Genomic DNA, 14,473 nt, shown 5'->3' on the forward strand with positions numbered 1-14,473 from the left:
ACTTAGGTCGATTCAGGGTTGTCCCTGAGTGCTAGTGACGTTTTGCCGACCGTCGCTCGGGGGGACTTGGCGTCTACCGTGGAATCCCCGGCCCTCTGGAGGACCGTCATGACCGCTCGGATCGCCGCTTTCCTGGTACTGCTCCTCCTCGCGGGGTGCGGGGCGCTCCCACCCGTCGACGACGACCCGACCTCCGGGCCGGCCCCGGCGACCTCAGCCACTGTCGACCTGGACGGCACCGACACGCCCGAGGAGTTCGCCAAGGACATCAAGTCCGCCCAGGCGGTCGCCGAGCAGTACTGGAAGCAGGTCTTCGACCAGATGGGCGAGACGTTCCAGCCGGTGCGGGAGCTCATTCCGTACGAACGGGAGGGCGAGGTGGCGTGCGGCAGTGACCCGCTGCCGCTGAACAACGCGGCGTACTGCTCCCGTGGTGACTTCATCGCGTACGACGTGAACTGGGCGTTCGGGGTGTTCCGCCAGATCGGTGACGCGTTCCTGTTCTACCTGCTCGGCCACGAGTACGCGCACGGCATCCAGGCCCGGCTCGGCATCAACAAGGAGTTCACCATCCAGCAGGAGCTGCAGGCCGACTGCATGGCCGGGGCGTACATCGGTGACGAGGCGCGCGGCGGGGCGCTGGAACTGGCCAAGGGCGACACCGAGGAACTCGCCTCGGGGCTGGAGTCGGTCGGGGACGCGCCCGGCCAGCCCTGGTTCGCCGAGGGCTCGCACGGCTCGGCGCAGCAGCGGATCAACGCGTTCGCCAACGGGTACAACAACTCGCTCAAGTCCTGTGACCTGTGAAACGTTGCGTCGACCGGTCCGGGCGGCACCCGGAGAATGAGGGCTCATCCGACCCCTCGACCCCGGGAGATTCCGCTGAGCGCGACACGACCCACCGCAGTGCTCTTCGACATGGACGGAACGCTGGTCGACAGCGAGAAGCTGTGGGGTGTGGCGCTGGACGACCTGGCCGCGCGCGCCGGCGGCCGGCTCTCGGCGTCCGCACGGCTCGCGATGGTCGGCACCAGCATGCCGATCAGCATGGCGCTGTTCCGGGACGACCTGGGGCAGCCGGACCGGCCCTACGCCGAGGACGTCGCCTGGCTCACCGATCGGGTCGCCGACCTGTTCGCCGACGGCCTGGAGTGGCGGCCGGGCGCGCGCGAGCTGCTGCACGCGGTGCGGGCGGCCGGCGTGCCGACCGCGCTGGTCACCTCGACCGAGCGGCGGCTGGCCGAGCTGGCGCTCAAGACGCTCGGCGCGGAGAACTTCGACGTGGTGGTCTGCGGTGACGAGGTGGCGCGGCAGAAGCCGGATCCGGAGCCCTATCTGACGGCGGCCGGGCTGCTCGGCGTGCCGATCGGGGAGTGCGTGGTGATCGAGGACTCGCCGAGCGGGGTGGGCAGTGCGGTGGCGGCGGGGGCGATCGTGCTGGCGGTGCCGTCGGATGTCGCGCTGCCGCCGACTGCCGGGGTGCACCTGCGGTCGTCGCTGGGTGGGGTCGACGTGCCGTTCCTCGCTTCGTTGCGCGCCTGACGTTCCTGGGTCATTTCTCCTTCCGCTCCTGGCGTCATTTTCTCCTTGCGTGACGTCATCAATGACGTCATAGTGGAGTCATGGACCTGACGCCGTACCTCGAAGGGTTGCGGGCCGATCTCGCCGCAACCGCCGCGCCAGGCGGCCCGGAGATTCTCCGGGCCGCCGAGCTGCTGAGTCATTCCCTCGAACCGTCCGCGCGGCTGGCGCTGCTCGAAGCGCTCTCCGACGCCGCCGCGGAGATCACCACCCGGCTCACCGACGCCACCGTCGAGGTGCGCCTGCGCGGTCGCGACGCCGACCTGGTCGTCACCCGGATCGCCGCGCCCGCTCCGGATCTCACCGAACCCGCCGTCCCGGATCTGCCGCTGCCGCCGGTCGAGGGTGGCGATCTGGCCCGGCTCACCCTGCGGATGCCCGAGGCGTTGAAGACACACGTCGAGCAGACCGCCGCGGCCGAGGGTGTCTCGGTCAACGCCTGGCTGGTCCGGGCGGTCACCACGGCGATCACCCCACGGCCCGCGACGCCGGTGCCGCCGGTGGGCGGTGCGTGGTCGGGCAAGCGCGTTACCGGCTATTTCCAGGCCTGAGCTGCTCTTTCCTTCCTCGGTTCCACTGTCAGGAGAAGATCATGAACTATGAGTTCGACCGTGCCGAGCCGGTCACCGTCGCCCTGCGCGCCATGGCCGGCACCGTCGAGATCGACGCCGGCCATCACGAGACGATCCGCGTCGAAGTGATCCCGATCGACGACTCCGAAGCGGGTCGCCACGCCGCCGAGAACACCCGGGTCGTCCTGGAGGGCGACACCCTGGTGGTGGCCGTTCCGCACCAGGACCGCTGGCGCCTGCGGCGGACCCCGGCGCTGCGGATCACCGCCCGGATCCCGGCCGGCAGCACCCTGACCGGCGAGAGCGCGGCCGCGGACGTCCGGGCCGCCGGCCGGTTCCACGACGTGAACCTGAAGCTCGCCTCGGCAGCCGGGCACGTCGCCGACGCCGCCGGGGACGTGCGCCTGAGCACGGCCAGCGGTGACCTCTCGGTCGGCCGGGTCGGTGGTTCGGCGTTCCTCAAGTCCGCCTCGGGCCGGATCCGCGCCGGCGACGTCATCGGTGACGTCACCGCGGGCACGGCGAGCGGCGACATCACCGTGGGTTCCGGGGGCGGTTCGCTCGAGGCCGGCACGGCGAGCGGCGCGATCGCTGTCGGCTCGCTGTCTCAGGGGCGGGCCCGCATTCGTACGGCCTCCGGTGACGTCACGGTCGGCGTCGCGCCGGGCACGGGGGTGTGGCTCGACTTGAACACCGCGGCCGGCCGCAGCAGCACGGACCTCCCGTCACACGGCGACACCACCCCGGCAGCCGGCGGCCCGGGCCTGGAACTGCGGGTCCGCACCGCAAGCGGCGACATCCGCATCCACCGCGCCACCACCCCGATCGCAGCCTGACCCCAGTCAGCCCACGCCCACCCGCCCTGGCCCGGGCGACCCCCGCTGTGTCTCGGCCACCACCGACCCGACAGCCAGCGCCGCACCCAAACTCCCCACGCCTCGCGGGCCGGCGGCTTGTGTGTGAAGTAGTGGCGCGCTCCGCACCCAAACTCCCCACGCCTCGCGGGCCGGGCGCTTGTGTGTGAAGTAACGGTGCGCTCCGCACCCGAACTTCACACGCATCGGGGGTCGGGGGTTTGTGTGTGAAGTAGTGGTGCGGTCCGCGCCGAAACTTCACACGTGTCGTGGGTTGGGGGTTTGTGTGTTAAGTAACGGTGCGGTCCGCACCCGAACTTCACACGCATCGGGGGTTGGCGCTTGCGTGGGGGTTTGGGCGCGATGCGTGCTCCTTCCCGGCGGGGAGGGGCGGCATGGGTGCGCGATGACCGATCGCGTGCGTTCGTCGCCCCCGGGCGGGCGGTGGGGGTCCGCGTTGCGGTATCGCGTCCTGCTGCCGTCCCTGTGCGGGCGGCGGACGCACACGTGACCCCGGTCGCGTGCTGCAACCGAATTTGAAGCCGGCCGAGCGTGTGTTTTGCCGCTCTGCCGGTGCGGAGTGAGTGCTTCTGCAGTCCTGCCGGTGCCGAGGGCGGTCTTCCGCCGCCCGGTCCCGATCCCGGCCTGACCGGCACGACGGCCCTCGGTGGCGACATCAGCGCCCCGCCGGCCTGGCGTCCGGCCGGGGCCGACGGCGGCTACGAGCGAACCCGAGCAGCGGCCGGACTGGGCCGGGCTGGACCACGCCGGACTGGGCCGGGCTGGACCACGCCGGACTGGGCCGGGCTGGTTGAGCCGGTTGGGGTTGAGCCGGTTGGGGTTGAGCCGGGTCAGGCTGGGGTGGGGTTGGTCAGGTGCCGGGTTTGATCAGGCCGGTTTCGTAGGCCAGGACGACGGCCTGGGTTCGGTCGCGTAGGCGTAGTTTGGCCAGCATGTGACCCACGTGGGTTTTCACCGTGGTCTCGCTGACCTGCAGCAGTGCGGCGATCTCGGCGTTGGTGCGGCCGCGGGCGACGTGGATCAGCACTTCGCGTTCGCGGCCGGTCAGCGTGCGGAGAGCGACGATGGTGCTGGTGTCGGCGACGGCGGGCAGGGTCGCCGCGAAGCGGGGCAGGACCCGGGCCAGTACCTGCGGGGTGACCACCGCGCCGCCCGCCGCGACCGCCCGGATCGCCGCGATCAGCTCCTCCTGCGGTGCGTCCTTGCAGAGGTAACCGGCGGCGCCCGCGGTGATCGCCTCGAACAGTTGCTCGTCGCTGTCCCGCGCGGTCAGCAGCAGCACCCGCACCGGCAGTCGCGCCCCGGCGATCGCCCGGGCGACCGCGATACCGTCCATCCGGGGCAGCGCCACGTCGGCGATGAGCACGTCCGGCGAGAGCCGCCGGGCGAGTTCCAGCGCTTCCGCCCCGTCGCCGGTCTCACCCGCGACGATCAGTTCGGCCCGGCGCTCGCCATCACCCCAGACCCCACCGTCCGCCGGGCGGCCAACGCCTGCCGGGCTCCCGGCCACCGCCGGGTTGGCAATGCCGGTCAGGTTGCCAACCGCCTCCGGGTTGCCAACCCCTGCCGGGTTGCCGAGGCTCGCTGGGCTGCCAACCCCCGCTGGGCTGCCAACCCCTGCCGGGCTGGTGTCACCCGCCGGGCCACCAGCGCCTGCGCGGCCGCCGCTGCCTGCCGGTTTCGGGTCGATTGTCGGGTTCGTGCGATCGGTCGGGTTGCTGCTGCCGGCCGGGTCGCCGATGCCGGCGGGGTCTCTGCCGCCTGCCGTGGTGCTGCCAGCTGTGTCGACCTTGGTGGCGGTCGGGGGGTTCGGGAGCGGTGTGCCACCGGCGGTGGCTTCGGCGAGGGCGGCTCGCAGCCCGGCTCGCTGCAGGGCCGAGGCGTCTGCGAGCAGCAGCCGAATCGGTCTCATCGAGCGCGGACCAGCCGTGCGACTCGCGGGCGCCCGGCCTGGGGCGGGTGCGGCGCGGGGGTGTGGGTGCCCGGGGGATGAGGGTGCGCCGGGATGTGCCGCCGGGGTGGGGGCGGGGTGCGGGGGTGGGGCGGGTGGTCAGGCAACGGGGTCGTCCGTGGAGGAGGGGGAAGGGGCTGCGGGGGGCAGCGTGGTGGGGGTGGGGGCTGACGGGGGCACGGGGGTGAGGGAGAGGACGGCGGGGGAGAGGCGGTCGGGTTCGGAGTCGGCGGGGAGGCCGGCGGTGGGTGACTGGGGGAACGGCGGTGGGGTGCCGCCGAACTCGGGGCAGAACGCCTGGTGGTTGCACCAGCCGCAGAGGCGGCTGGGTTTGGGGCGGAAGTCCTGGGTGCTCTTGGCGCGTTCGACGGCCTGGGAGAGGGCGACCAGGGTGCGCTCGAAACGCTCCAGCTCGTCGGCCTCCGGGCTGTAGTCGAGGACCTCGGCGTCCTTCAGGTACAGCAGGCGCAGCACGCGGGGGACGACGCCGCGGGTGCGCCAGAGCACCAGGGCGTAGAACTTCAGCTGGAACAGGGCGCGGCCCTCGAACGCCTCGCGCGGGGCGCCGCCGGTCTTGTAGTCGACCACGCGCAGGTCGCCGGCCGGGGAGATGTCGAGGCGGTCGATGTAGCCGCGGATCAGCAGCTCGTCGCCGATCATCGTGGAGATCAGGGTCTCCCGCTCGGCGGGCTCGAGGCGCTGCGGGTCCTCGACGGCGAAATAGCCCGGGAGCAGGTCGCCGGCGCTGGACAGGAAGGCGGCCAGCCGCGCGGCCTCGGCGGCGCCGGGCGGGGCGTCGACGAGCGCGAGCTGCCCGGTCGCGTCCACCTCCGCCGCCACCGCCGCCGGGTCACGGACCAGCGGCGGGACAGCCGTGACGGCACCCTGCGACGCAACGGCCGCCACGTCACCGGCGCTCACCACCCCGGCCGCGGGGCCACCGGCGGGAGCCGCCCCGGCCGCGGGGTCGCCGAGGGGAGACGACACAGCCGCGGGCTCACCGGCGGGGGCTGACGAAGGCGTACCGGAAGCGGCGGCGCCGGAGGACAGCGGACCGGATGCGGGCAGCGGGCCGGAAGCGGAGGAGGTGGGCTGACCGGAAGTGGACAGCGGGCCGGAAGCGGAGGAGGTGGGCTGACCGGAAGTGGACAGCGGGCCGGGAGCGGCGGAGGGGCGTGGGGCGGGCTCGGTGGCGAACAGCGAGACCAGGCGCGGGTCGTGGGCGAGCAGGCGGTCCCACTCCGGCGCGACGAGGGCGGCCGCGGCCTGTGGGGTCCGGTCGGCGGCGGGCAGGTCGAACAGGCGCTCCAGGACGGCGTGCACCAGCGTGCCGCGGACCTGGTCGGCGGAGGGCTGCTCGGGCAGCTTGTCGATGGTGCGGAAGCGGAACAGCAGCGGGCAGGTCTTGAAATCGGCGGCCCGTGACGGTGACAGCGACGGCCCGGCCGGCCGATCTCCCAGGCCCGGACGCCCCGCCGACGTCGCGGGGGAGGGGCCCGGACCGCCGGGGCCGGGCTGTGGGGGAGGGAACACCGTCTGTGCCGTCATGCCAGCCAGGCTAGGCCAGAGGTACGACGAAAACCTCGCACGCCACCGGGCGCCCGGTGGACGCCGGCATCGTGATCCACACGACAGGCGCGGGATCCGTAGCATTCACCGGATGGACGACAGTGCGACGCAGCGGCCCCCGGCGCCCGGCGGCGGCCGGCCGGTGGGTCACGTGCTGGGCATCCCGGTGCACGCGAACGCCTCGATGCTACTGCTCGCGGCGCTGGTCACGGTGGTCTACGGCAACTACGCGCAGGCCGAGCTGGGTCTCGGGCAGCCCTGGGCCTACCTGGTCGGCCTCGGGTTCGTGGTGTGCCTGCTCGGTTCGGTGCTGCTGCACGAGCTGGGCCACGCGCTGATCGCCCGGCGCAACGGCATCGGCGTGCGGCGGATCACCCTGGAGCTGCTCAGCGGCTGGACCGAAATGGATCGGGACGCGCCGACCCCGCGGGTCGACGCGCTGGTCTCGCTGGCCGGTCCGGCCGTGTCGCTGTTGCTCGGCGGCGTGGCCACCGGTGCGGCGCTGGCGCTGCCGGAGGACACCGTGCCCGGGCAGATCGCGTTCCAGCTGGCGGTCAGCAACGTGCTGGTGGCGGTCTTCAACGTGCTGCCCGGGCTCCCGCTGGACGGCGGGCGGGCGCTGCGTGCCGGGCTGTGGGCGCTGTTCAGGGACCGCAACCGGGCGACGGTGGTGGCCGGCTGGGCCGGCCGGGTGATCGCCTTCAGCACCGCCGTGGTCGTGCTGCTGCTGTTCCAGCTGGGCATCCTCACCCTGTTCGGGATGGTGTTCGTGCTGCTGGTCACGCTGACCCTGTGGCACGGCGCCGGGCAGTCGATCCGGCTCGGCCGGATGACCGGGCGGTTCCCGCTGATCGACCTGGGTGAGCTGGCCCGGCCGCTGCTGTCGGTGCCGGCCGGCACGCCGCTCGGTGAGGCGCAGCGGCGCCGGGCCGAGGACCCCCGGCCGGACGTGGTGCTCGCGGTCGCCGACTCGGCGGGTAGCCTCACCGCGCTGGTCGACCCGGTCGCCGCCGAGCGCGTGCCGGTCGACCGGCGGCCCTGGGTGAGCGTGGACAGCGTGTCGCGCTCCCGTGACGCGCTGACCACCCTGCCGGTGGGACTCACCGGTGAACAGGTGGTCCGCGCGCTGCAGGCCCACCCGGGTGCGCAGTACCTGGTGACGGCAGGCGAGGATGTCATCGGCGTCCTGCGGGTCGCCGACGTCGCGGCCGTCCTCGAACCGCGACGGGCGCAACGGACCTGAACTGAGAGAGAGTCATTGACCACGATCCCCGACACCGCTGCCGTCGACGAGCAGGTGCCGGCACACGGCGGCCCGTTCCGTACGGGTGACCGCGTCCAGCTCACCGACCCGAAGGGCCGGATGCACACGATCGTGCTCGAGCCCGGCAAGGCGTTCCACACGCACCGCGGCGCGCTGGAGCACGACGCGCTGATCGGCCTGCCGGACGGCAGTGTGATCACCGCGACCAGCGGCACCCAGTACCTGGCGCTGCGCCCGCTGCTCAGCGACTACGTGCTGAGCATGCCGCGCGGCGCACAGGTGATCTACCCGAAGGACGCGGCGCAGATCGTCGCGATGGGCGACATCTTCCCGGGTGCCAAGGTGCTCGAGGCCGGCGCCGGCTCCGGCGCGCTGACCTGCTCGCTGCTGCGCGCGGTCGGCGCCGGCGGCGAGGTGCACAGCTACGAGCTGCGCCCGGACTTCGCGGCGATCGCCCGCAAGAACGTGGAAGCGTTCTTCGGCGGCCCGCACCCGGCCTGGCACCTGCACGACGGCGACGTCGCGGACAACGACATCACCGGCTTCGACCGGATCGTGCTGGACATGCTGACCCCGTGGGAGGCGCTCGCGATGGTCGAGCGCTCGCTGATCCCCGGTGGCGTGTTCCTCGGCTACGTGGCCACCACGCCGCAGCTGTCCGAGCTGGTCGAGGCGCTGCGCGAGCGCGGTGGCTGGACCGAGCCGCGGGCCTGGGAGTCGCTGATCCGGGACTGGCACGCCGACGGCCTGGCGGTCCGCCCGGACCACCGGATGATCGCGCACACCGCGTTCCTGGTGTCGTCGCGCAAGCTGGCACCCGGTGTCACCGCGCCGGTGCGGCGCCGCAAGCCGAGCAAGGGCGCCGAGGCGTACCAGCTGAAGCGGGCCGCGCAGGCCGCGCTCGCCGCGACCGCCGAGCGCGAGGCGGCGAAGGCGGACGAGGAACCGCAGGCAGTGGCAGGCGTGGATCAGGACGACACCTCCGGGGAGTGACCGGGCTCGCCGAGTCCGGTAACTTCCTCCGAGGACGTCGATGGGAGGACAGGGGAGTGGGCGCGATGAGTTCTCCGCCGTTCGGTGGCAGCAACGAGATGCCGGCGGTGTTCCCGGACTGGTCGCCCTATCCCGATCTGGACTCGGCGGCACGCGCCTACCTGCGCGACCCCGAGGTGGCTCTGGAGGCGCTGTTCGGGGTGCTGCGCGGGGCCTCGGTGCTCTGTTTCACGCTGGAACGCTTCGTCAACGAGGTGAACGGGGTCTGGCAGGAGGTCGTCGTCTGCGACGGCAGCCGGCTGGTGCTCTGGCACGGTGAGGACGTGGCGCCCGGCGACGGGCCGGTCGGCTCGATGACCTCGTCGCTGCGGGTGGTGCCGCTGTCCACGATCACCGAGGTGGGCTGCCGGCGGCGGCTCACCCGGACCACCACCGGGCAGGCCCGGGTCGACAGCATCGACGTCTACCTGCTGCTCAGCTCGGTGGACGACGCGGTGCCGCCGCCCGGGCTGGCCGAGGACGACGGCCGGGCCCCGCTGCGGCACGACGCGCTGCGGTTCGGCAAGACCCTGGACGACGGAGGGCCGGGTCAGATCGCCCGGTTGGAGGAATTCTCCCGGGTGGTGGCGTCCCTCGTGGGCCGCCCCACCCTCTGAGAATCATTCACTTTCATTCATCGGCGGCGATGTGCTTCACACCGCCTCAGGGCCGGCGACTTCCACGTCGTCCGCGGTGCGGACGACGTGGATGCAATCACCCGGGCATTCCTTCGCGGAGTCGATGACTTCGAGAAGCAAATGGCGCGGAACGCCGGCCCGCACGCCCGTGGTTTGCAACAACTCACCGGTGTCGTCTTTGACATACGCCAGGCCGTCGATGTCCAGCTCGAAGACCTCCGGAGCGTATTGGACGCAGAGTCCGTCACCGGTGCACAAGTCCTGATCGATCCAGACCTGCAGCTCATCAGTGTCTGCTGACACTCCTACCTCCCACAACTGGTTGCCCGGAAACGTACCCGAACCCTGGCCGACCGGCTCATGGGTGGTCGCACCAATCGATCAAGAGTCGGTGACGAGGGTGTTGCATGGGATGAAATCCGCTCCGCAACAGCTAGTGTTGAGCCATAACGTTCGAGCCCCCCGGGGAGGTGGGACGTGGCACGTAGCGACGAAGCGGACTCCCGCGCCGCACGATGGGAGAAGGAAGCCAACGATCTCTCAAGTCAGGTCGCGTTCCTGCAAGAGGAACTCGCTCTGGTGCGGAGGAAGTTGACCGAGAGCCCCCGACACGTCCGGCAGCTCGAGGAACGGCTCGCGGCAACGCAGGCGCAGCTCTCCCGAGTGACCGAGAACAACGAGCGGCTCGTGGCGACCCTCAAGGAAGCCCGAGCTCAGATCGTCACTCTCAAGGAAGAGATTGACCGGCTCGCCCAGCCGCCCAGCGGCTACGGCGTGTTCCTGTCGGCCCACGAGGACGGCACGGTGGACGTGTTCACCGGCGGCCGTAAGTTGCGGGTGGCGGTCTCGCCGTCGCTCGCGACCGACGAGTTGCAGCGGGGCCAGGAGGTCCTGCTGAACGACGCGCTCAACGTCGTCGACGCGTTCGGGTTCGAACGCACCGGCGAGGTCGTCCTGCTCAAGGAGGTCCTGGACAACCCGTCCGGTGGCATCCGCGACCGGGCGCTGGTGGTCTCGCACGCCGACGAGGAACGGATCGTCTTCCTCGCCGACTCGCTCGAGGTCGCCAAGTTGCGCGCCGGTGACTCGCTCATGATCGAGCCCCGTTCGGCGTACGCGTACGAGCGGATCCCGAAGAGTGAGGTCGAGGAGCTCGTCCTGGAGGAGGTCCCCGACGTCGACTACTCCGACATCGGTGGCCTGCACTCGCAGATCGAGCAGATCCGCGACGCGGTGGAGCTGCCCTTCCTGCACGCCGATCTGTTCCGGGAGCACCAGCTGCGCCCGCCGAAGGGCATCCTGCTCTACGGCCCGCCCGGCTGCGGCAAGACCCTGATCGCGAAGGCGGTGGCCAACTCGTTGGCCAAGAAGATCGCCGAGCGGCGTGGCGAGGAGAAGCACACCAGCTACTTCCTCAACATCAAGGGCCCGGAGCTGCTGAACAAGTACGTGGGTGAGACCGAGCGGCACATCCGCCTGGTCTTCCAGCGGGCCCGGGAGAAGGCCAGCGAGGGCACCCCGGTGATCGTGTTCTTCGACGAGATGGACTCGATCTTCCGGACTCGTGGCTCCGGCGTCTCCAGCGACGTGGAGAACACCATCGTTCCCCAGTTGCTCAGCGAGATCGACGGTGTCGAGGGCCTGGAGAACGTGATCGTCATCGGCGCGTCGAACCGGGAAGACATGATCGACCCGGCGATCCTGCGCCCCGGCCGTCTCGATGTGAAGATCAAGATCGAGCGTCCGGACGCCGAGGCGGCGAAGGACATCTTCGCCAAGTACATCCTGGCGGAGCTGCCGCTCAGTGAGGACGACCTCAAGGAGCACGACAACAACCGGGCTGCGACCGTCGCCGCGATGATCGAGGCGACCGTGCTGCGGATGTACACGGAGACCGAGGAGAACCGCTTCCTCGAGGTCACCTACGCCAACGGTGACAAGGAGGTCCTGTACTTCAAGGACTTCAACTCCGGCGCGATGATCCAGAACATCGTGGACCGCGGCAAGAAGATGGCGATCAAGGAGTTCCTCACCTCCGGGACGAAGGGCCTGCGACTCCAGCACCTGCTGGACAGCTGCGTCGACGAGTTCCGGGAGAACGAGGACCTGCCGAACACCACCAACCCGGACGACTGGGCCCGCATCTCCGGCAAGAAGGGCGAGCGGATCGTCTACATCCGCACGCTCGTCTCCGGCGGCAAGGGCGCGGAGGCCGGACGGTCGATCGAGACCGCGAGCAACACCGGCCAGTATCTGTAACGGTCATTTTGTAGTCAGAAAGTGATCGGCGGGGGCGGGCGAGTATTCGCCCGCCCCCGGTTACTGTGTGTCGGCTATGACTTCAACGATCATGAACGCGCCGGTGAACACTCCCCCTGCGGCGCCGCGTCTGGGCTGGTTGGACGCTCTCCGTGGTTTCGCTGCCCTCGTCGTCGTGCTGTTCCACGTCAGCCCGTACGCGATCGGCGCGGCGAACCACGCGGTCCTGGGCCACTACTTCGACATGGGCAAGTTCGGCGTCCTGCTGTTCTTTCTGGTCAGTGGCTACGTCATCCCGATGTCGCTGGAGCGGCACGGCTCACCGCGCCGGTTCTGGGTCGGCCGGGTGTTCCGGATCTACCCGGCGTACCTGCTGAGCATCGTGGTCTTCGCCGGCTTCGTGCTGGCCGGGATGACCACCGTGCCGGGCGCGTTGCGCCGGGAGACGGTCACCGGGGTGCTCGGGCACGCCACCATGCTGCAGGAGTTCGTCGGCGGGCGTGGCCTGCTCCGGCCGTTCTGGACGCTGTCCTACGAGATGACGTTCTACCTGGTCGTGGTCGGCCTGTTCGTCTGGGGTCTGCACCGGCTCAGCGCCCTGTGGGCGGCCGGGCTGCTGCTGACGTCGGTGCTGGTCGGCACGGCGCTGCCGAAGAACCTGTTCGGGTCCGGCATGGCCGACCACCGGATGCTGGCCCTGGTGCTGGCCCTGCTGGTCGGCGCGAGCCTGGTGGCGTACCTCTCCGGGCTGCGCTGGGCGGTCCTGGCGGCCGGTCTGGCCGGGCTCTGCTTCGTGGCGCTGCCGCTGCTCAACGGCCACCCGTCGAAGGGCGCCTCGACGAACTCGTCGTGGCAGGCCGCCTTCATGCTCGCGGTGATGTTCGCCGGCACCGTCATCTACCGCACCCAGCACGGGCAGATCAGCCGGTGGGTGGCGTTCCCGCTGCTCACGGCGATCACCGTCGGCGTCGGGCTGAACACCTGGCTGCAGGTCGGCGGACGGTTCGAATTGTACAAATGGTGCACCACCGCGGTGGCGGTCGCGGTCGCCTTCGGCATCGCGTTCGCGGTGCGGCACCGGCCGGTGCCGCACGTGATGACCTGGCTCGGCGCGGTCAGCTACTCGCTCTACCTGCTGCACAAGCTCGCGGTGAACGCGGTCGTGAACGTGCTGCCGGACACGGCGCTGGACAGTCTGCCGGGAAGGGCCGGCACGGTCGTCCTGATTCTCGCGGTCGCGCTCGGTGCGGCGTGGCTGTCCTATCGGTACGTCGAACTGCCCGGTCAGCAGCTCGGCCGACGGGTACAGCGCTACCTGGACGCCCGGCTCGGCCCGGAGCAGTGGCGCCGGCCCCCGGCGAGCCCGGCGGTGCCCGCGCCCCGGGCGGAGAGCACGGCCCCGGTCCCCGCGGCGACCTGACGTTGCCCGCCGGGGCGGTCCTCGTTTGACCGGTTGTGATCCGAAACCGCCTGACCTGGCTCGACGCGCTCCGGGGTTACGCCGCCGCGGTGGTCGCCCTGTTCCACCTCAGTCCCGTGCTGATCGGGCAGGACCGGCACATGGCGGTCTTCCGGCACTTCGACCTCGGCCGGTACGGCGTCCTGCTGTTCTTCCTGGTCAGCGGGTACGTCATCCCGATGTCGCTGGAACGGCACGGGTCGCTGCGCCGGTTCTGGGTCGGCCGGGTGTTCCGGATCTACCCGGCGTACCTGCTGGCCATCGGGATCGGGCTGCTCCTGGCGGCGTGCGGCTGGCAGCGGCTGCACGCCACCGTGCACGACGAGACCGTCGCGTCGGCGCTCGGGCACGCCACCATGCTGACCGACCTGCTCGGGCTGCGCGGGGTGGTGCGTCCGTTCTGGACACTCTCGTACGAGATGGTGTTCTACCTGATCGTGGCGGGTCTGTTCGCCTGGCGGCGGCACCGGGACAGCGCGGGGTGGGCCGCCGGGCTGGCGCTGACCGTGCTGGTGCTCGGCGGGCACCTGCCGGCCGGCCTGCTGACCGGTGGATTCCACGAGCGCCGGATCGCCGCCGGGCTGCTCGTGCTGGTGCTGGCCGGCAGCCTGCTGGCGTACCTCCGGGGTCGTCGCTCGCCGGTTTTGATCGTCGGCGTGGCCGGGGTGGCGACGGTGCTGCTGCCGCTGCTCAACGGCCAGCCGACGAAGTGGGCGAGCGCCGGCAGCTCCGGCGGTGCGGTGCTGCTGCTGGCGGTGATGTTCGCCGGCACGGTCGTGTACCGGGTGCAGTACGGGCAGATCGGCCGCCCGGGCGCCGCGGCCGCGCTGACCCTGGTGCTGGTCACCGTCGGGATCGACCAGTGGCTGCGGGACGGGACGTCGCTGCTGCGCAACGGTACGGTCGCGGCCGCCGTCGCCGCCACCTTCGCGATCGCCTTCCTGCTCCGGAACCGGGCCGCGCCGAGCTTCCTGACCTGGCTCGGCGTGGTGAGTTTTCCGGTCTACCTCTTGCACATGCCGGTGCTCGTGGTGGCGTCCCGGCTGCTGCCCGGTCACCCGGCGGCGATCGGCGGCGTGTTCGTCGCGGGCACCCTGGTGGTCGCCTGGACCGCCCACCACCTCGTCGAACGTCCCGGGCAGGAGCTGGGCCGACGGGTGCAGCGACACCTGGACACCCGGTTCGGCCCGGACACTCCGATGATCGACACGACCACGGAAGGTGGCATTCCGCGCACGGGCAGCTTCGGAATGCAACGTGAGAGCGTCTAGTC

General features: G+C 71.2%; 13 protein-coding genes and 1 pseudogene. 10 read left to right on the forward strand and 4 right to left on the reverse strand.

What is annotated here, in order from left to right:
• Positions 1 to 108 precede the first annotated feature (108 nt).
• The 4 genes from Apa02nite_RS44925 (at position 109) to Apa02nite_RS44940 (ending at position 2,989) form a co-directional block, all read left to right on the forward strand.
• On the forward strand, positions 109 to 807 hold the full coding sequence (locus Apa02nite_RS44925) for a neutral zinc metallopeptidase (RefSeq protein ID WP_203830594.1): 699 nt from the start codon (positions 109 to 111) through the stop codon (positions 805 to 807).
• 99 nt (positions 808 to 906) lie between these two features.
• Positions 907 to 1,542 carry an HAD family hydrolase gene (locus Apa02nite_RS44930; protein WP_203830595.1) on the forward strand — a complete coding sequence of 212 codons (636 nt, stop codon included), beginning with the start codon at positions 907 to 909 and terminating at the stop codon, positions 1,540 to 1,542.
• 80 nt (positions 1,543 to 1,622) lie between these two features.
• Positions 1,623 to 2,132, forward strand: coding sequence for a hypothetical protein (locus tag Apa02nite_RS44935; protein WP_203830596.1), 510 nt, complete (start codon positions 1,623 to 1,625; stop codon positions 2,130 to 2,132).
• Between the two features lie 41 nt (positions 2,133 to 2,173).
• Positions 2,174 to 2,989, forward strand: coding sequence for a DUF4097 family beta strand repeat-containing protein (locus Apa02nite_RS44940; RefSeq protein WP_203830597.1), 816 nt, complete (start codon positions 2,174 to 2,176; stop codon positions 2,987 to 2,989).
• Between the two features lie 889 nt (positions 2,990 to 3,878).
• Here Apa02nite_RS44940 and Apa02nite_RS51655 read toward each other — a convergent pair.
• From Apa02nite_RS51655 to Apa02nite_RS51665, 3 genes and pseudogenes are all read right to left on the reverse strand, one after another.
• Positions 3,879 to 4,538: a response regulator gene (locus Apa02nite_RS51655; RefSeq protein WP_239165011.1), complete on the reverse strand. Its 660-nt coding sequence runs from the start codon at positions 4,536 to 4,538 to the stop codon at positions 3,879 to 3,881.
• Positions 4,539 to 5,078: 540 nt separating this feature from the next.
• Complete coding sequence (locus tag Apa02nite_RS51660; protein ID WP_373873096.1) at positions 5,079 to 6,089, reverse strand: RecB family exonuclease; 1,011 nt, start codon at positions 6,087 to 6,089, stop codon at positions 5,079 to 5,081.
• Between the two features lie 81 nt (positions 6,090 to 6,170).
• A pseudogene (locus Apa02nite_RS51665) lies at positions 6,171 to 6,527 on the reverse strand (RecB family exonuclease); the annotation flags it as partial.
• Between the two features lie 112 nt (positions 6,528 to 6,639).
• On the opposite strand from Apa02nite_RS51665, the gene Apa02nite_RS44955 reads away from it, so the two are divergent.
• The 3 genes from Apa02nite_RS44955 (at position 6,640) to Apa02nite_RS44965 (ending at position 9,461) form a co-directional block, all read left to right on the forward strand.
• Positions 6,640 to 7,791 (forward strand): site-2 protease family protein, encoded by a 1,152-nt coding sequence (locus Apa02nite_RS44955; protein WP_203830600.1) that lies wholly within the window; start codon positions 6,640 to 6,642, stop codon positions 7,789 to 7,791.
• A gap of 15 nt (positions 7,792 to 7,806) precedes the next feature.
• On the forward strand, positions 7,807 to 8,805 hold the full coding sequence (locus Apa02nite_RS44960; RefSeq protein WP_067699492.1) for a tRNA (adenine-N1)-methyltransferase: 999 nt from the start codon (positions 7,807 to 7,809) through the stop codon (positions 8,803 to 8,805).
• Positions 8,806 to 8,870: 65 nt separating this feature from the next.
• Positions 8,871 to 9,461, forward strand: a complete 591-nt coding sequence (locus Apa02nite_RS44965) for a hypothetical protein (RefSeq protein ID WP_067699516.1) — start codon at positions 8,871 to 8,873, stop codon at positions 9,459 to 9,461.
• A 36-nt stretch (positions 9,462 to 9,497) separates the two neighbouring features.
• Here the strand turns inward: Apa02nite_RS44965 and Apa02nite_RS44970 are convergent, their stop codons facing one another.
• A complete protein-coding gene (locus Apa02nite_RS44970) occupies positions 9,498 to 9,785 on the reverse strand; it encodes a ferredoxin (protein WP_203830601.1) in 288 nt (95 codons plus the stop codon).
• Between the two features lie 174 nt (positions 9,786 to 9,959).
• Between Apa02nite_RS44970 and arc the strand changes: the two genes are divergently transcribed.
• From arc to Apa02nite_RS44985, 3 genes are all read left to right on the forward strand, one after another.
• Entirely contained in the window at positions 9,960 to 11,741 is a 1,782-nt protein-coding gene (arc, locus tag Apa02nite_RS44975) for a proteasome ATPase (RefSeq protein ID WP_203830602.1), read from the forward strand.
• Between the two features lie 76 nt (positions 11,742 to 11,817).
• On the forward strand, positions 11,818 to 13,161 hold the full coding sequence (locus Apa02nite_RS44980) for an acyltransferase family protein (protein ID WP_203830603.1): 1,344 nt from the start codon (positions 11,818 to 11,820) through the stop codon (positions 13,159 to 13,161).
• Between the two features lie 35 nt (positions 13,162 to 13,196).
• Positions 13,197 to 14,471, forward strand: coding sequence for an acyltransferase family protein (locus Apa02nite_RS44985; RefSeq protein ID WP_203830604.1), 1,275 nt, complete (start codon positions 13,197 to 13,199; stop codon positions 14,469 to 14,471).
• The last annotated feature ends 2 nt before the right edge of the window (positions 14,472 to 14,473 follow it).

Source organism: Actinoplanes palleronii (genome assembly GCF_016862315.1).
GTDB lineage: Bacteria > Actinomycetota > Actinomycetes > Mycobacteriales > Micromonosporaceae > Actinoplanes > Actinoplanes palleronii.